General features: G+C 51.1%; 15 protein-coding genes. 6 read left to right on the top strand and 9 right to left on the bottom strand.

Annotated features, from left to right (window positions below; translation table 11 throughout):
• The gene (gene msrA, locus AC3WT9_RS26520; protein ID WP_341377474.1) at window positions 1–966 is read left to right on the top strand and encodes a peptide-methionine (S)-S-oxide reductase MsrA; all 966 of its coding nucleotides are present in this window, start codon (window positions 1–3) and stop codon (window positions 964–966) included.
• Window positions 967–1,619: 653 nt separating this feature from the next.
• Here the strand turns inward: msrA and AC3WT9_RS26525 are convergent.
• Window positions 1,620–4,610 (bottom strand): S-layer homology domain-containing protein, encoded by a 2,991-nt coding sequence (locus AC3WT9_RS26525; protein WP_492408165.1) that lies wholly within the window; start codon window positions 4,608–4,610, stop codon window positions 1,620–1,622.
• Between the two features lie 286 nt (window positions 4,611–4,896).
• Between AC3WT9_RS26525 and AC3WT9_RS26530 the strand changes: the two genes are divergently transcribed.
• Together AC3WT9_RS26530 and AC3WT9_RS26535 are read left to right on the top strand one after the other, a co-directional pair.
• A complete protein-coding gene (locus AC3WT9_RS26530; RefSeq protein WP_341090178.1) occupies window positions 4,897–5,412 on the top strand; it encodes a GNAT family N-acetyltransferase in 516 nt (171 codons plus the stop codon).
• An 85-nt stretch (window positions 5,413–5,497) separates the two neighbouring features.
• Window positions 5,498–6,232: a ZIP family metal transporter gene (locus AC3WT9_RS26535; RefSeq protein ID WP_341090179.1), complete on the top strand. Its 735-nt coding sequence runs from the start codon at window positions 5,498–5,500 to the stop codon at window positions 6,230–6,232.
• Between the two features lie 107 nt (window positions 6,233–6,339).
• Here the strand turns inward: AC3WT9_RS26535 and AC3WT9_RS26540 are convergent, their stop codons facing one another.
• From AC3WT9_RS26540 to AC3WT9_RS26555, 4 genes are all read right to left on the bottom strand, one after another.
• Complete coding sequence (locus AC3WT9_RS26540) at window positions 6,340–7,245, bottom strand: aldo/keto reductase (RefSeq protein ID WP_341377477.1); 906 nt, start codon at window positions 7,243–7,245, stop codon at window positions 6,340–6,342.
• A 128-nt stretch (window positions 7,246–7,373) separates the two neighbouring features.
• Window positions 7,374–8,330, bottom strand: a complete 957-nt coding sequence (locus tag AC3WT9_RS26545) for an aldo/keto reductase (RefSeq protein ID WP_341380326.1) — start codon at window positions 8,328–8,330, stop codon at window positions 7,374–7,376.
• 180 nt (window positions 8,331–8,510) lie between these two features.
• The gene (locus tag AC3WT9_RS26550) at window positions 8,511–9,359 is read right to left on the bottom strand and encodes an AraC family transcriptional regulator (protein ID WP_341090182.1); all 849 of its coding nucleotides are present in this window, start codon (window positions 9,357–9,359) and stop codon (window positions 8,511–8,513) included.
• 142 nt (window positions 9,360–9,501) lie between these two features.
• Complete coding sequence (locus AC3WT9_RS26555) at window positions 9,502–9,813, bottom strand: (2Fe-2S) ferredoxin domain-containing protein (protein WP_076114424.1); 312 nt, start codon at window positions 9,811–9,813, stop codon at window positions 9,502–9,504.
• Between the two features lie 344 nt (window positions 9,814–10,157).
• Between AC3WT9_RS26555 and AC3WT9_RS26560 the strand changes: the two genes are divergently transcribed.
• Complete coding sequence (locus AC3WT9_RS26560; protein WP_342481191.1) at window positions 10,158–11,333, top strand: YsnF/AvaK domain-containing protein; 1,176 nt, start codon at window positions 10,158–10,160, stop codon at window positions 11,331–11,333.
• Window positions 11,334–11,463: 130 nt separating this feature from the next.
• Here the strand turns inward: AC3WT9_RS26560 and glpX are convergent, their stop codons facing one another.
• From glpX to AC3WT9_RS26580, 4 genes are all read right to left on the bottom strand, one after another.
• Window positions 11,464–12,459, bottom strand: coding sequence for a class II fructose-bisphosphatase (gene glpX, locus AC3WT9_RS26565; RefSeq protein WP_038586750.1), 996 nt, complete (start codon window positions 12,457–12,459; stop codon window positions 11,464–11,466).
• Between the two features lie 14 nt (window positions 12,460–12,473).
• Window positions 12,474–13,316: a pyruvate, water dikinase regulatory protein gene (locus AC3WT9_RS26570; protein WP_492408169.1), complete on the bottom strand. Its 843-nt coding sequence runs from the start codon at window positions 13,314–13,316 to the stop codon at window positions 12,474–12,476.
• Window positions 13,317–13,333: 17 nt separating this feature from the next.
• Window positions 13,334–13,954: a helix-turn-helix transcriptional regulator gene (locus AC3WT9_RS26575; RefSeq protein WP_052092453.1), complete on the bottom strand. Its 621-nt coding sequence runs from the start codon at window positions 13,952–13,954 to the stop codon at window positions 13,334–13,336.
• 339 nt (window positions 13,955–14,293) lie between these two features.
• A complete protein-coding gene (locus tag AC3WT9_RS26580; protein ID WP_341090189.1) occupies window positions 14,294–15,244 on the bottom strand; it encodes a DMT family transporter in 951 nt (316 codons plus the stop codon).
• Between the two features lie 185 nt (window positions 15,245–15,429).
• On the opposite strand from AC3WT9_RS26580, the gene AC3WT9_RS26585 reads away from it, so the two are divergent.
• Both AC3WT9_RS26585 and AC3WT9_RS26590 read left to right on the top strand, forming a co-directional pair.
• Window positions 15,430–16,851 carry an aminotransferase-like domain-containing protein gene (locus AC3WT9_RS26585; RefSeq protein ID WP_341090190.1) on the top strand — a complete coding sequence of 474 codons (1,422 nt, stop codon included), beginning with the start codon at window positions 15,430–15,432 and terminating at the stop codon, window positions 16,849–16,851.
• A gap of 378 nt (window positions 16,852–17,229) precedes the next feature.
• On the top strand, window positions 17,230–17,622 hold the full coding sequence (locus tag AC3WT9_RS26590) for a hypothetical protein (RefSeq protein ID WP_341377482.1): 393 nt from the start codon (window positions 17,230–17,232) through the stop codon (window positions 17,620–17,622).
• Window positions 17,623–17,632 lie beyond the last annotated feature (10 nt).

Genomic DNA, 17,632 nt, shown 5'->3' on the forward strand with positions numbered 1-17,632 from the left:
ATGAATGGAGATAAAGCTGTACAACAACTCGCCACCTTCGCCGGCGGCTGTTTCTGGTGTATGGTCAAGCCGTTCGACGAGCTGCCGGGCATTGTTTCTGTGGTGTCAGGCTATACCGGCGGGCATACAGTTAATCCAACTTATGAGGAAGTGGGAACGGAGACGACAGGGCATATTGAGGCAGTGCAGATTACCTATGAGCCTGAGCTATTCCCGTATGAGCGTCTGCTGGAGATATATTGGCAGCTCATAGATCCTACCGATAAAGGCGGGCAATTTATGGATCGGGGCTATTCTTACCGGACGGCGATCTTCGTGCACAGCGAAGAGCAACGGGAGAAGGCGGAAGCTTCGAAGGAGGTGCTGAAGGCAAGCAAGCGGTTCAAAGCTCCGATTGTGACGGAGATTCTGCCTGCGGCTCCATTTTATCCGGCGGAGGCCTTGCATCAGGATTACTATAAGACCCACCCGATGGATTATAAAATGTACCTGAAAGGCTCGGGCCGAGGCGAATTCGCTGAGCAGTACTGGAACAACCGCGAAGACCGGGAGCGGCTGCATAAGCAGCTGACCGGGCTGCAATACGAAGTCACGCAGAACAAGGGTACGGAGCCGCCGTACCAGAATGAATATTGGGACCATTTTCGTGAAGGGCTATATGTTGACGTGCTGAGCAGCGATCCGCTGTTCAGCTCAGCCGATAAATTCGATTCCGGCACCGGCTGGCCAGCTTTTACCAGACCTATTGAGGAGGGGCTGATCCGCAGGGAAGCGGACTACAGCAGCGGTCAAGTACGGACGGCGCTGCGGAGCAGGTTGAGCGGAGCCTATCTGGGACATCTGTTCCACGACGGCCCGGAGCCAACGAAGCAGCACTACCGCATCAACTCCGCCGCACTGCGGTTTATTCCCAAGGAGGAGCTGGAGGCAAACGGTCTGGGGCGGTATTTGAGTCTGTTTGAGTAGCGGGTGCTTGAGGGACGAAGGAATTGAGTAGGAGCGAGGAAGCAGCGTCGGAGGATTAAAGCATCCGCAGGTGAGTTGGTTAGTAGGCCGATTAGACAATTAGTGCGGAGTAAAAGCGGCATAGTAAGTTAATAGCAGTAGTATCGGGGCCTAAGAGATATAAATTGGGGTGAGTGCAGAAACATTAACAGTTTAAGTCGGCTAAGTGTACTTCGTACAACTAAATTCAGGGGTTTTGAAGACAAATTACAGATAGTTGCACTCCGTACACTTATATTTGCCCGATCTAGCGTAGTTGGCTCGGATTGCGAATTTTAAGTGTACGAAATACATCTAACTCCCAGAGGGTGTGTGATTTGTGCATTTTAGCTGCACAGAGTACAACTATCCTTATGAGTATAGCCACAGTCTTCTTGAGCGCAGCCTTCAAATACAGCTCTCAAGTACAGTTCTCAAGTATAGCAATACGCAGAAGCTACAACAAAACGCAGAAGCTATAACAAAACGCAGAAGCTATAACAAACGCAGAAACTATAGCAATACGCAGTAGCTATAACAAACCGCAGTAGCTATAGCTACACCAAACAGCCAGGCTCCGGGAAGCCTGGCTGTTTGGTGTTAAGTTGTAATTATACTTGAATCTGCTTAATGAACTATTCGTTTTCTCTTGCAATCTGATTAAAAATTTCATGAAGAGCTTTTATGGCTTCGAGCCAATCTGCCGCTGTTGCATCGGTGTTGTTTATAACGGCTTTGGCGGCAGTTACAGCTTCAGCAAGGCCGGGATGAGTTGAACCATCCAGCAGCATTTTATCGGCTAGTGCAACAGAATCAGGCAGCGCGGTGAATACACTAGGGACCGTAATAATAATTTCTTTGATAACTGCGGAAAAGTCGCGTTTTAATTCCAGCTTGATGCTATAGTCGACAGGATTTGCGGTGCCGTTGTAATTCATGTACCATACCATGTAGTCTCTTAGGATGTATACATCATCAGTCACTGTGGATGGGCCATCATAATTCAACACAGTTACACGGAGATCCCTTGGCAGCGGCTGCTGTGGATCAGGCAGATAAACCACATCTCCCACAGACAGTGTGCCAGGCAATACCTGATTCTTAAATGCACCGTCAATCGTTGTTTCCAGTTCGGCATATTGAGCTTCTGAGTAGACAGATATAGGTACAGCATGGCTCTCCGAATGGTTCGGTTTCTTTAAGGAAATATAGACAGTGGTGCTGTCTGCACCGAAATCAAGACCGGTCAGCTTAACGCTGGTTGAGCCTGCGGGCACTGTTGCAGTTTGCAATAACTGGCTGTGGTCAATCTCGTCTGCGTAGACAGAAACCACATCTCCGGGTGCAAGGCTTCTCACATTTACAACGTCATTGGCACCGGCATGATTTTCTACACTCAGGAAGTTTGTATTAACAGTAGGACTCTCAGTGTCCTGACCATTGTCTTGATCAAGATCAGACTTTGGAGCCGTGTCTGTCAGCATGTTCTTGTCCACAAAGGTCAATTCGCTGCCGGATACGTTCATATCAAAAACGTACCAGTATAGCATCTTGGTGTCTGTAACAGGAATGTGGTACGTTTTAACAGGCGTAGCATTGTGGCCGTTGTAAATCTCTACTTTGGCACCGGAAGCGGTTAAAGTGTTCGCTTGGGCTGTGCCGTTTCCGCTGAAGTTGTGAACGAAGAAGGTGTATTTTCCATCCACACGTTTACGAATTGTAGTCGTCTCCGGGCCGTAAGAATCTACATCATCATGGTCCAGATCGGCATAAGTTTCATTATTATAACTATATACTCTATCGCTGTACCAGGTATGGAATGACCTATTATTGGGTGCAGCGCCAATCAGATGTGAATCTTCATCCAGCGGAAGCAAGTCCCAGGTGAGAACAATTCGGATCTCGGCTTCGGCAGGGACTTTGATTGCTGTGGCATTCTGGTTAATGTTTTTATGAGTACTCAGGGAAACACCAACAACGTGAGTAGTAATAAATCCGGATTTTGATAATTCACCAGTGTAAACGCCAGGGGCCAGATTGGCAAAATATTTACCTGCCGCATCCGTAACCACAGTTGCTGCGATTTCGCCTGTAGTTGCTCCGAGGCCTCTACGGAAATGGATTGTCATATCTGCTACGGGCTGATCGTCTACATCCGTAATTACGCCTTCAAAGCCATACACTGTCTCTGTCACAGTGCCTGGATTGCTGCCGTTTGAACCGCCGGATGAGTCACCAGATGAACCACCGGATGATCCGCCTCCCGAAACAACCGGAGTGCCGATGACAGCTGTTGCATTATTGCCGTAGTTTACATGCTCAGGATTCTGGGCAAGAGTTGAACCGTTGGCATTGATTGAGGCAGTGCCAATGGAGCCTGTTCCGGTTACTCTGGCAATGGCATTTAGAATTAGAGCATTGATGCGGGCTCCACCTGTAATGTCAATTCCCGTATTTCCGGCGCCGGGAGCCACTTGAAGCTGGCCGATCGAACCGGAATTCAGGTTTACTTGAATGGAGGTTGCCATAACATCCACCGTCTCGAAGGATCCGGCTAAGGATACCTGTGCATTTGCCGGAATTGCTGCGGAGAGATCGACATTGCCGAAGCCGCTGCCTGTGCCGCTGCCTTCTTCCAGTAGCGCACCGGATTGCAGCGTGATCTGTTCAACCGAGCTGGCACCTTCAGTAACGATTCGGATACTTCCGTCTTTTTTATTGACAATGACGGTTACCAGGACTGAATCCACTACGTGGATACTGTTTTTACCGCCTCCGGCAATGGTAGTGGTGCCTTTGACAGTGACATTCTTTAGCGTCACATCACCTTTGCCAACGCCTTCACCAATCACAAGATCACCTGTGATAAGCGTGTTGTTCAGTACAACTCCGGGCGCTTCGATATATACCGAACCCTTTACTGTAGTAAGACCTGTCTCCGGGCCATAGCTACCGGCTTTGTCATAAACGACCTTCTCAGAGGATTTGGAAGCTTCAAACTTCAATGCCCGGTCAAGCACACTGACTGCTTCTGCTCTGGTGGCTGTGTCGAGCGGTCTGAATTTTTGATCATTTCCACTCATAAGGCCAGCTTGGGCAATGGCATTAATCTGGAGCTTGCTCCACTGGTGGCCTACAGCTGTATCCGAAAATGCAGCAGGTGAATCGGTGGCGCTCAGCTTAAGAATAGAGCTCACAATGGCAGCCATTTCTTCACGGGTAAGCGGCTGGTTAGGTCTAAACGTCTGATCGGTGTATCCTTTTATGTATCCTGCGGCAGTTGCTTTTGCAATGTCCGCGTAGAACCAATTAGTTGCTTTAACATCTTTATAAGCGATTTCCGCTGTGTTTGTATAACCGAAAGATTTGTTAATCAATGCTGCAAATTCCGCGCGGGTAATCTTGTGGTCAGGCTGCAGGGTTCCATCTTGATAGCCTGAAAGTAACCCTTGCTGCTGCCATGCTTTTAAGACATTCTCTGACCAGTGGCCGGATATGTCCTTTGCTGCAACGGAAGTCCCGGAAGCACCGGATGCGGCAAAAGCTTGACCAAAGGACATTAGATTCAAACAAATACATAATAGTACAATAAGAGTATTTCTGCGTACCTTGTTCTTCCTTCTCAATACGACACCAGCTTTCGTTTAATAGTACTTTTGTAAAGGTGAATACTAAGGAGACTAACCCTCCTTTGAGAAAAATAGGTCTACCTAAGTGATATTAGCTTTTTATTGTAGATAAAAGTAGTTTTTTGTAAAAAAATAGGCTTAATGAACGATGAAATTGCGCAAAAGCGAAGGGTTGATGTAGGTTTTTGTATTTAAAATATTAAAATTATAATCTCCTAATTCAAAACAATGGCCTATAATCTGGAATAAATCTTCCATTTCAGGCGCAGGAGGGATAACCCCTATGTACATAAGAGTTCTTAATTCCGCTGATGCGGAAATATACCGCGAGATTCGGCTGCAGTCCTTGTTGAACCACCCTGAGGCTTTCCTCAGCTCCTATGAAGCGGAGTTGGGAATGCCGATAGAGATAACCCGGGCCAGGCTCCAGGCGGGGGACGGCAAATTCACACTCGGCGGCTTTAACGGGCGGGAGGAGCTGGTTGGCGTGGTCACTTTAGTCCGTGAGAGCAGATACAAGATCAGCCATAAAGGCAATGTATACGCCATGTATGTAAATCCCTCGGCACGGAAGCAGAAGCTGGGACATTTGCTGATGACGGAGCTGATTGTGAGGGCCAAGCAGTCTCCAGGACTTGAAATCCTTAATTTGGCAGTATTCTCAGATAACCTTCCGGCCATCCGGCTGTATCAATCGCTGGGATTTACCTGCTACGGGACGGAGCGGAATGCGGTGAAGCTGAACGGCAGTTATCTGGACGAAGACCTGATGACCTTACCGCTGATCCCATCACCCTAGAGAAAAATCAACAAGCAGACATAATGAAAGCTGCCGCAAGCATAAGCTTGTCTAAAGGGTCCTGTCCATAAAAGGGGTTGAAGACTTGGCGACTGCGCTGCTTGGCAGCTTTTTATCGGCGATGGCCACTGTTCTTGGAGTGGTTCCCATCCTGTTTGTGAAAAAACTTTCCGAGCTGTGGAAGGATGTGCTGGTCGCCTTCACCGCCGGAATTATGGTTTCCGCGTCTACCTTTGGCCTAATGCCGCAAGCGATGAGAGAGTCGGGGATCATCGCTCTGACGCTGGGACTGATTACCGGTGTGCTGCTGCTCGATCTGATCGAGAACAACATCCCGCATATCGACGTGGAGAACAAGCCCGGATTCACCAACATGGATTCCAAGGCGCTGCTTGTTTTGATCGCATTGTTCATCCACAACATTCCCGAGGGTCTCAGCACAGGTTTCAGCTATGCCAGCGAGCAGGCCAGCCTGGGTCCTATGGTGGCAATTGCCATTGGTGCGCAAAATATGCCGGAGGGACTGATTCTGGCTATCTTCCTGATGAATTCGCAGGCAACCCGGCGAAAAGCGCTGTTCATGGCCGGTTTAACCGGTCTTATGGAGATGGTGTCGGCAGTCATCGGCTATTGCACGGCCAGCTATTTGCATAATAATGCCGTAGGTTACGGACTGGCTTTTGCTGCCGGAGCCATGCTCTTCATCGTCTATAAGGAGCTGATTCCCGAGAGTCATAGTCATGGCTATGAGCGGCCCTCCACCTATTCGTTTATCTTCGGATTGCTCGCAATGCTGTATATTACACAGTTTTTTGGCTGACGTAGAGGGCATTACAGGCGTTGGCTCAATGCAGCAGAGTTCGATGAAAAAGAGGCTATCCCGGCTGCGGCAACAGTCTAGGGATAACCTCTTCTTTGTGTATTGAATTAAAGGTGTACTGTGTAGCGGTTTGGTTTGCTTACGCGACGGACGGCCTCAAGCTCCTGCGGAGAGAGCGGGGAGGCCGCGGCGGCTGCAATATTCAGCTGCAGCTGCGCAAGACTGCTCGCGCCGGGGATGATCGCGGCCACAGCGGGATGCGCCAGCGGGTAGTGAAGTGCTGTTTGCGTCAGGGTACGGGAACCGGTGGATTGCTGCAAATGCTCCTGCAGCCCAGGCAGTTCTCCGGTTTCATAATCAAGGTACGCCTTGCCTGTCCGGCTGCGCCCTTGCTCGGTCAATATACCTCCGGCCAGCGGCCCCCGGGCGATCAGGCTGATTCCATGCTCCGCCAGTAAAGGCAGGATCTCTTCCTCGGGCCGTCTGTCCAGGATGCTGTATTGGCTCATCACACTAATAATAGCGGAGCGCTTCACGTATTCCCGGATCACATTGGGGCGGATCGAGGAGATCCCGTAATAACGGATGAGGCCTTCCTGCTTCAATTCTTCAAAAGCCTCAATCGTCTCGTCGATGGGGTCCTGGATCGTTCCTCCGTGCAGCTGATAGAGATCGATATAATCTGTCTGCAGCCGGCGGAGGCTCTCTTTTACTGCTGATTTAATATAGGCCTTGGAAGGGTCCCAGCTCCAGCCTTCTTTGCCGGGGATTCTGCGGTTGCCGACCTTCGTAGCCAGGATGATGTCCGCACGCCGATGGCGCACCGCGTTGCCGATGATTTCTTCATTCCGTCCCTCATCATATAGATCCGCAGTATCGAGGAAATTAATGCCCAGCTCCAGCGCTTCGTGAATGATCGCCGCAGCATGAGTCTCATCGGTCCCCAGAGACATGCAGCCAAGGCCCATGGCACTTACATATAAATCGGATTGGCCCAAACGGTTTTTCTTCATTCTGCAACCCCTTCTGTGCTGTTTTTGTGTCCATTATACCATTCCTATGCCAAAAGACGGCAATCGCGCGCCGCCTTAGCCTGCCGGCTGTATGGACGCGATTGCCGTCTTTATTGTGATGTGCAGGGTTATCCCCGCAGGATCGTTTCGATCTGCTCTAATTCTTCCGCGCTGAGCTCAGGGGCGTTCAAGGATGCCACGGCATCTTCGATCTGGCTTACCTTGCTTGCGCCAATCAGTGCCGAGGTGACTTTGCCGCCGCGAAGCACCCACGACAAGGCGAGCTGCGACATCTTCTGGCCGCGTGCGGCTGCCAGCTCATTCAGCTTGCGTACCTTGCCGATGACCTCTTCGGTAATTTCCTTCTCCGAGAGGAATACACTGGGGCCGGCTGCGCGGGAATCCGGAGTAATTCCGTTTAGATAACGGTCGGTCAGGATGCCTTTTTGCAGCGGTGAGAAGGCGATGGTGCCGATGCCTTCTTCGGCAAGCACATCCTGCAGGCCGTCTTCGATCCAGCGGGACATCATGGAGTAGTTGGGCTGGTGAATCAGGCAAGGTGTGCCCAGACGGCGGAGGATTTGAGCGGCCTCGCGCGCCTGCTCGGCACTGTAGTTGGAAATGCCGACATACAACGCTTTGCCTTGGCGCACCAAGAGATCCAGCGCACTCATGGTTTCCTCCAGCGGCGTGTTCGGGTCCGGACGGTGATGATAGTAAATATCGACATAATCAAGGCCCATCCGCTTCAGACTCTGATCAAGACTTGCGACGAGATTTTTCTTCGAGCCCCATTCGCCATAAGGGCCGGGCCACATATAATATCCGGCTTTGCTGGAGATGATCAGCTCATCCCGGTAAGTAGTGAAGTCCTTCTTAAGAATCTGGCCAAAACTCTCCTCGGCAGAGCCTGCAGGCGGACCATAGTTGTTGGCGAGGTCAAAATGGGTAATTCCCAGATCGAAGGCCCGCCGGACCATTGCGCGGCCGTTCTCAAAGACGTCATTGCCGCCAAAGTTATGCCACAGCCCGAGTGAAATGGCAGGCAGGAGCAGGCCGCTTCGGCCGGTGCGGTTATATTTCATCTGGTCGTAGCGTTCAGGATTCGCGTTGTACAATTTGTTTTCCTCCTAAAAGTTTTATGGAGCATTACTTTCATACATCCTTCGCAATAAAACTCGCTTCGGAAGCGTTTACTATATTGCCGGGTATGTTCCTATTGTAGCGAATGCACGGCGACAAACGTATGTCAGCAAGGAAGATGTTTATAGAACAATGTCATTATCGGCATGCTGGAGGCGGTATCCTTTGGGGGAACATCCCTTGACCTTCTTAAACATGCGGGAGAAGAGCAGCGGGTCCTGATAACCGACGGAACGCGAGATCTCACCGATGGTACAATCGGTCTCCGTCAGCAGCTCGCAGGCCTTGGCGATCCGGTAATTTAGCAGATACTGCTGTGGCGGAAGGCCGATGGTCCGTTTAAATAATGCGGATACGTATTTGCGGTCCAGCCTAAGGGAAGATGACATCATCTCCATTGTGACATTTTCACAGTAATGGGCATGCAGGAAGTGGAGGCATTGCTCGACGTAAATGCTTTTTTGGCGCGGAATCGGGAATACATCCTTGGCCGCTGGTACCTTGCTCAGCAGGAGGGAGAAGAACTCATACATCATCGCTTTGAGCGGCAGATTCAAGCAATCACTGCGGTCCGCTGCCTCTGTCAGCCGATCATACAATGAGGGCATAAGCAGTTCATCCATCGGAAAGACGGGATACTCCGGCGACAGCGAGGTTTTGGACAGCAAGTATTCAATTTCTTCTCCGGTAAAAGCAATCCATGAATAATTCCAAGGCGTATTCAGGTCAGCCCTGTAAGAAGTCACGATATGCGGATAGGTCAGAAAGGCCTGACCCGCCTGAAGTGTATGTGTCTCTTCACCGACGGCCACCTTGCCGGTACCTTCGTGGATGAAATGGATTTTGTACAAATCGCGTACACAGGGTCCAACGGTATGACCGGGGGCACACTGCTCCCGTCCCCAATAATGAAGATGCAGATCGGAATTCCCCCGGAACGGACGCTGTGAATTATATTTGAATATGGCCATGATTCAGCCTCTTTCCTGTATGAGGTGGTCCTGGACAACGCCCGGGATATGCCCCCATTATACAATAGATTCGAAACGGCGGATAAACCGCAAAAAGTCCCATCCCCCTTTTGGAGGGGAGGGACTCGCAGAGCAGGCTGGATTATGCCTCCATTTTCAGCATCACCAGCTCTTCCACAGGCTCGCCGTTTACCAGATGCTCTTCCACGATGCGCGGAACATCGTCTGTCGTCACATTGTAGTACCAGATGCCGTCAGGGTAGACGATAACAAACGGTCCGTTGCCGCATAGCCCGAGACAGCTGGTTTTGTTGATTTTAACCGTTTTATGGATGCCTTGCTCTACGAGCTGTTCCTTGAAAGCCTGCATAACATCCTCTACCTCCTGATTGTTGCAGTGCTCGCTGCAGCAGAAGAGCAGATGTTTTTTTAACACCTTTAAACGCATATTCATGGTTAAGCCTCCTCGATCTTGTGGGAATAGTGGACGTATCTTTAGGAGGAGTATAGTCTCTTTTGCAAACTCTGTAATGAGGTTGAGAGCATTGTTCTAAAAGGCTACATATATAGGATAAATCCGGGAGATTAGTGTTAGATTAGTTAACTTTCCAAGCAGATGTTTGAACAAAAAGTGTCATTTCCCTTATTTCCCAGAGTATTTCCTGTTTGAGAAATATAATTGAGGACTCTCCTTTAAATTTAAAGTAAAGCAGTTTAGCGCAGGATCGATTGGTTAATTAAGAGCTATGAAAGAATGATTATGCAACATCATACTTTAACTATCAGGAGGAAATCGTTATGAATAAGAAAATAGTAGGTGTATTTTATACCGAGCATGAAGCTTCACGGGCCATTGAAGACTTGAAGAACCAAGGGTTTCTGACAGAGGATATCTCCGTGATTGCCAGAAACAAAGATGATGTTGACGCGATTAACAATGAGATGGGCACCAAGGCGCCAGAGGGTATGGCATCCGGTGCGGCTACCGGCGGTTTGCTGGGCGGTGTCACCGGGCTTCTTGCAGGAATCGGTGCGCTGGCCATACCGGGAATCGGACCGATACTCGCCGCAGGACCGATTGCCGCGACATTGGCAGGAGCTGCTGTTGGTGCAGGAACCGGCGGACTGGTTGGTGGACTGATTGGTCTCGGCATTCCTGAGGATGAAGCGGAAAGTTATGATAATTATGTAGATGAAGGTCGTATTCTGGTTATGGTGGATGCGGATAATACACGGGCCGAAGAAGCATATTCTGTGTTCCGCAGCCACAATTCAGCCAATGCCGACCGTTATATGGATGATAATATGGCAGCTGGAGATGTTACGGGGACAGCCCGCAATTCAGTAACAGACACGGTGGATGCTGCATTTAACGGATCAGGGCTGGAGGGACGTCAGGATACGGGGCTGGATACAATGAATTCTGCTCCTGTTCATGATCTTCCTGAAACACGGGCGCTGGATGATGTGAACCGGCCGGGAATGACAGGGGATGTATATTCCGGAACTCCGGACGGCATAGCGAATTTGGATCGAACCGGATCAGATCCATTCACGGATGAGGACGAAGCCCGCAAGCTGCGCCTGCGTGAGGAACAGCTGGATGTGTCCAAGAACAAGGTGCAGACTGGTGAAGTCCAGGTGCGCAAGGAAATTATTGAAGAGCAGAAAACGATCAATGTACCGGTTACCCATGAGGAGATTGTAATTGAGCGAAGATCTGTCAATAATGACTCTACGGATACCCCCATCGGAAAAGATGAGACGATCCGCATTCCTGTAAGTGAAGAGCAAGTGGAGGTTCGCAGGAACACAGTAGTCACCGGTGAAGTGGACATTCATAAACGTGAAGTCCAGGGCACTGAACAGGTTAAGGATACAGTGAAACGCGAGGAAGCACGGGTGGACAAAACAGGCAAGGTGAAGCTCGATTCCAGCGATGAACTGCTGAGAGACCACAGCCGGATGCATTAAATCGAAAGTTTCCTGTTTAACTCCGTCACTATAAGTGAAAACAAGGTTTCCCCAAGGTCCTTTTCGGGCCCCGGGGAAACCTTGTTTTGATGTTATGATGGAATATCCTCTGCGCTACAGGTTAGGCTCTTTACATAAAAGCCGCATTCGGTCTGGCCGAGTAGCCCTGCGGAATCTCCTTGCCGGGCAGGAAGTGGATGCTGCGGATATAACGGATCGTCCGGCTCTGTGACCGCATGATGACAGAATGCGTCTCAGCGCGTTCCTTGCCGATGAAGCGGACTCCGTTCAGGAATTCACCGGAGGTGACCCCGGTGGCGGCAAAGATAACATCGCCCGTCCCGACCATATCCTCCATGGACAGAATGCGTGTCGGATTGTCGATACCCATATGCAGGCAGCGCTGCATCTCAAAAGGGCCCTCCGGCAGCAGTCTTCCCTGGAGCTCTCCGCCAAGGCATTTCAGCGCGGCGGCAGCAAGCACGCCTTCGGGCGCTCCGCCGGAGCCCATGTACAGATCCACATCGCTGTCCGGCAGCGCGGCGGCGATAGCCCCGGCCACATCGCCGTGGCCGATCAGCTTGATCCGTACGCCCGCTTCGCGCAGGCTGCGGATCAGCTCTTCATGCCGCTTGCGGTCAAGCACCATCACCGTCAGCTCGGAGAGCGATTTGCCGGTGATCATGCTGGCCTTGCGCAGCGTAACCCCGGCAGGATCTGCGAGGCTGAGCCTGCCGGCCAGCTCGGGGCCGCAGGCGAGCTTCTCCATATAAATGTCGGGAGCATGCAGCAGGCTGCCCCGGTCGGCAATGGCAATCACCGACTGGGCATTGTGCAGTCCGCAGGCTACCACCTCGGTGCCTTCCAGCGGATCAACAGCCACGTCAACGGAAGGGCCGCTTTTGTTCCCGACCCGTTCTCCGATGTAGAGCATAGGTGCTTCATCCATCTCGCCTTCGCCAATGACGACAGTCCCGTCAATGGAGACGGAATCGAACATGGAACGGATAGCGGTTGTAGCAGCATCATCTGCCGCATGTTTATCACCCCGGCCAATCCAGCGGGCCGAGGATAAAGCGCCCAATTCAGTTACCCGTACAATCTCCAGTGCTAATTCGCGTTCCATATGCTTTCCCTCCATTACATTTTTAGTGTGGATGTTTCCGGTGTTTCCGGAGAATCGGAGATATATCCCATAATAATTCCCGCTGTCTCCTCAATGGCTTTGTTCGTAATATCTATGACAGGGCAGCCCAGCTTGGCAAAAAGCCCTGCGGCATACTCCGTCTCTTCTGTAATACGTTCAAGACTGGCATATTGGGAGCCTGCCGGCAACCCCAGTACCTTAAGGCGTTCCGAACGGATCTTCAGCATAGTTTCCGGCTTCATCGTAAGGCCGATGATCCGGTTCGGCGGCAGACTCATCAGCTGCTGCGGCGGGCCGATCTCGGGGACCACAGGGTAATTGACGACCTTCTTGCCCCGGTGGGCCAGAAAAATGCTGAGCGGAGTCTTTGAGGTGCGGGACATGCCGAGCAGCACAATATCGGCCTTAAGCATCGCGCCAAGATCGCGCCCGTCATCACTGGCAACCGTGAATTCGATCGCTTCGATCCGCTGGAAATAATCCTCGTCGAGCTGATGCAGCAGCCCCGGCCGGGCTTGAGGCGCATCGTCGAAAGTGTCGATGAAGGCCTGCATCATCGGGCCCATAATATCGACAATCCTCAGGTCGAGCCGGACAGCCTCTTCACGGATCATCTCCCGGAGCTCCGGCTGGACCAGTGTATAGGCGACAAAACCTTGCAGCTGCGCCGTTTCCTCCATCAGCTTCCGCAGTTCGTCCTCATGTCTTACATTGCCGTATCTTCTGATGGTAACCCGCTGATTCTGAAATTGGTGAATGACAGCCTGCACAACCGCCTCCGCTGTATCTCCTATCGAATCTGAGCAGATTGTAATGAAGTGTGAAGATTGCTCCATGCGTTTCGATTCCTCCGTTATCCTTTGGCTTCTAGATCGAGGAGAAGCTTTACGATGGAGGTTTTGGTCAGGCGCCCTACCACGTCAAGCTTGGGGCCGGTTTCCTCCGTGCCGCTGGGCACAACCACCGGCAGACTGTCTACCTCGTGAACAATCATTTTATGCGCGGCCTCAAGCACCGGGTCATCGGGAGAAACGGTTACTACCTTGGGCTGGCGGGTCATTACCATACTCACCGGCATGGATACTGCGCCGGGATTGCCGAGCGTTACCTTCAGGAAATCTTTGCGTGAGGCGACACCGGCCAGTTTGCCGTCGCCATCGCAAATAATAAGCGTGCCGACATCCTGCAGGAACAGCGTAACCACGGCATCCTGAATGGTTGTCGTCTCGCGGATAATAATCGGGATGCTCTGGATATCCCTGACTCTGGTTTCCTGCAGCAGAGAGCTGCTGCCTTGACGCTGAGCCGCTTTCTTGCCGGGGAAATATCCGACCTTTGGCTTGGCATCAATGTATTCCAGCATGACCAGGATGGACAGGTCGTTGCGGATGGTAGGCCGGCTGAGATTCAGGGTTTCCGCAATTTGGTCGCCGGTAATCGGCGCTCTTTTTTTTACAATGTCAATGATTTGCATTTGACGGGATGTCAGTTCAATCACAGGTTTCCTCCACTTTCCGGATACAATCAGGTGCTCCTCTATAGAAAAGGAGTTCTGTTAAGCAAGATCCCCCTTTCAATTAGACGTCCTAATGGTAAAAAAATCCCCTAACTTGGTTATATAATACGCAATAATAATCAATTATGCAACATATAGTATGTCATATATAATATTTTTTTTGAATTTTCATTTCAGCCATGAGGAACAGTAATGAACTGAGCTGCGTAGAAAAATAGGGAAAGACAACAATAAAACAGCCTGGAGCCCATTTTTTCAGGGTCCAGGCTGCTCTGTTGTTTAGGAAATATACAATATTTATTCCTGTGGAAGAGCCTCAATGCTTCCTTTTTGAAGAATCGGGGCAGGGGGTTTTTGTTTAAAGATCAGCTGCTTCAGCGCTCCCGCATTCACAAGCACGGTTCCGGCAATGATGGTGAATACCCCGAGGACGGTTAACCAGCTTACAGCTTCCCCGTAGAATACAAGACCCACACCAACGGCGATCGGCGGCGAAATATACAGCCAAGTCGACGGAAAGACGGGATTCGTCTTGGCGACGAGCCAGTAGAACAAGGTGTGTCCAACCATGGAGCCGATAACGGTCAGGTAGAGCAGCGAGCCGGCGGTTTTGAATGAGAGCAGAAACCCGGGATGCACATTCTCGGTGAAGAGCGACAGGATGAACAGGAGCGCTCCGCCATATATCATTTGTGCTGCATTCAGCGCGACGGGTGAGACCCCGGAGAAGGTTGTGGTTACTTTTTTGGAGTAAATGGCCCCCGCCGCATAGCAGCATTCCCCAATCAGCACGGCAGCGCAGCCGATGAGCCACAAGGGGGAGACCTCAATCGCCAGACTGGGCAGAACCAGCAGCAGAACGCCGGTGAAGCCGATGATACAGCCGTAGATCGAATACGACGGAGCTTTTTGACGGAATAAAGCGGTCTGCAGCAGCAGAATCATCATCGGTCCGGTAGCTGACAGCACGGCGGCAAGCCCGGAGGATACATATTGCTCTGCCCAGTACAGCCCGGCGAAGGTTCCGAAGGTCAGCGTGGCGCCGGTGAACAGCATCTCTTTACGCAGCAGCAGGGAGAAGCTTGCTTTGCCTTTCCAGACCATCCAGAGGAACAATATTGCTCCTGCCATAAAGAAACGGATTCCTGCTGAGAAAAAAGGCGGCGCTCCGGCATCCACACCAATTTTAATCGCTAAAAAGGTAGTGCCGAAGATCAGACAGACAAGAGAGTAAGCCAACAGAATCATATCCAGTTCCCCTTTGTAAAGTTAATATGGCAGTCCAGTAGAATCATTTTGTTAATCATATAGGGGTGGGGACAGAACAGATTGCAGACAGCAGAACAGATGAGAGTAATAATGAGGTACAATACGGGAAAGAGGTTTTGCAGAAGAGCTGCAATATGCGGTTATCACAGGGAGGGCGGATTACGTTGAAAAAAGCTACGGGAGCGGACCAAAGTCATCCCTTGTTCCGCCAGGTGTGCAATTTCATGCTAAACCGGATGGAACGTGGGGAATGGAAGGCACATGATAAGCTGCCCTCGATCCGTCTGCTGGCGGAAGAGCTGAAGGTGCACCGGCTGACGGTATTCAAGGCCTACCGGGTGCTGACTGAGGACGGCAAGGTCTATGTGAAAGACAAATCCGGTTATTATGTATCTCCGGGCGACAGGGCACTAGGCAATGGTTCAAGCGAAGGGGCAGCGGTATCCACTTATTCACTGACGAATCCCTTATCCGATATCCAGCGGATGCCGGTCCAATACCAATTTTCGCAGGCGCTTATTGATCCGAATCTGCTGCCGAACCTGTTCCTGTCCGATTATGTGAAAAAAGTGTTTGACCTTTATCCGAAGGTCATGGGAACCTATTCCTCTGTTCAGGGCGATGAGGAGCTGCGCGGAACGCTGAGCCGCCATTTCCACGATCAGCACCGGCTGCAGCTGTCGACGCAGGAGCTGCTGATCACCTCGGGTGCGCAGCAGGCGATCAATCTGATCGCCGGTATTGTGCTTGGGCCGATGGACAATGTGCTGGTGGAGCGCCCGACGTACAGCACAGCTATGGATATTTTTCGCCGGGCCGGTGCGCGGCTTATACCAGTGGAGATTACACCGCAGGGCTATGATCTGGAGGCGGTGGAGGAGCTGATGCGCCGGCACAGGCCGCGGATGTTCTACATGAATCCGACCCACCATAATCCGACCGGATATACTGTCCCGGCGCGGCAGCGTAAGCTGATGGTTGAACTGGCCGAGCGGTACCGCTGCCTGCTGGTGGAGGATGATCCCTTCCGCGATATGTATTTCGGGGAGAAGCCGCCGCCGCCGTTTTTTGCCTATGATACGGAGGGCTGGGTCATTTATATCAGCAGCTTCAGCAAGTATGTCGCTCCGGGGTTGCGTATCTGTGCGGTCGCCTGCCGTTATCCGTTTATGGAACGGCTGATTACCGCCAAATCACTGGCAGATAACGGGACGCCGCTGCTTAACCAGAAGATTTTCCTGCATTATTACACCTCGCCGCGGCTGCAGCGGCATCTCGGCAAGCTGCGCATTGCGCTCCAGGTGCATAAGGAAATTGTGGAGGAGGAGCTGGCTTCTGCCGGTTGGGAATGGACAGCGCCGGAGGGCGGGCTGAACCTGTGGGTGAAGCTGCCGGAATCCATCTCTGTGGCAGCATTATTTGACCGCAGCATGGAACAGTCGATCTCCTTCATACCGGGAGAAATTTGCGATCCGCTCGGTGAAATGAAATCCTGGCTACGGCTCAGCTATTCCTTTGCCAGTGAAGGTGTGCTGCGGGAGGGCATCCGGCGTCTGGTGAGGCTTGCCGGGGAGATGGGAAGGTGAGTGTGAATTAAATACTCTCAATTCCCTTAAGATTTCTAATAGACTTTATTGAATGATCTGTTTATAATGGAAAAGTCAGGATTAAGTAAACGATTACGTAAACGATTACATCAAAGAGTTGATAAGACGTGTGTGCGTCTGGAAAGTGTATTCCTGGCTCTGAGCACGAACGGACCGGGTTGCACCTATTTGGGGTTTTTAGCCTGTTACAGTAGGAAACGGACTCCAGTGCAGTTATTTCTCCCTAATGGCCGTTTTTAGATAAAACGCAGAGCAGATAAGGTCGTCTGGGTCCGCAAATGAGAATAAACAGAGGTTTTGATCCCCAAAGCCCTTCCAGTTTAAAGACACGCTCTAGTAGAAAGGACAGATGATTAGATGTTACCTGCATTTCTGGTACAGATCGATCAGATCCCCTTGACCTTCAACGGCAAAACGGACTTCGCCGCGCTCCCGAATCCGGTACGGGCAGCAGCCATGGACGAGAAAGTGCGCCTTGAGGCAGAAAGTCAGCCAAGTGCTAACCGAATTTATCAAATTCTAAACGAAATACAGATTAAAGGCGATGGATATGCCGGGCAGCCGCTAAGAAGAGGAGCCTTGGCCGGGTTGGGGCTCGATTCACCCGATTTCATACGTCTGTTGGTCAGAGTCGAGACCGAGCTCGGCCTTGAACTAGAAAGCGCGGAGAGGGAAGAACTGAAGTTTTCGACGGTAGAACAGTTTTCCGGGTATAGGGCCGATTGTATTCTCCGAACGGTGAACCTATGAAAAAGGATAC

It is taken from the genome of Paenibacillus sp. EB106-06-01-XG199, assembly GCF_058791575.1.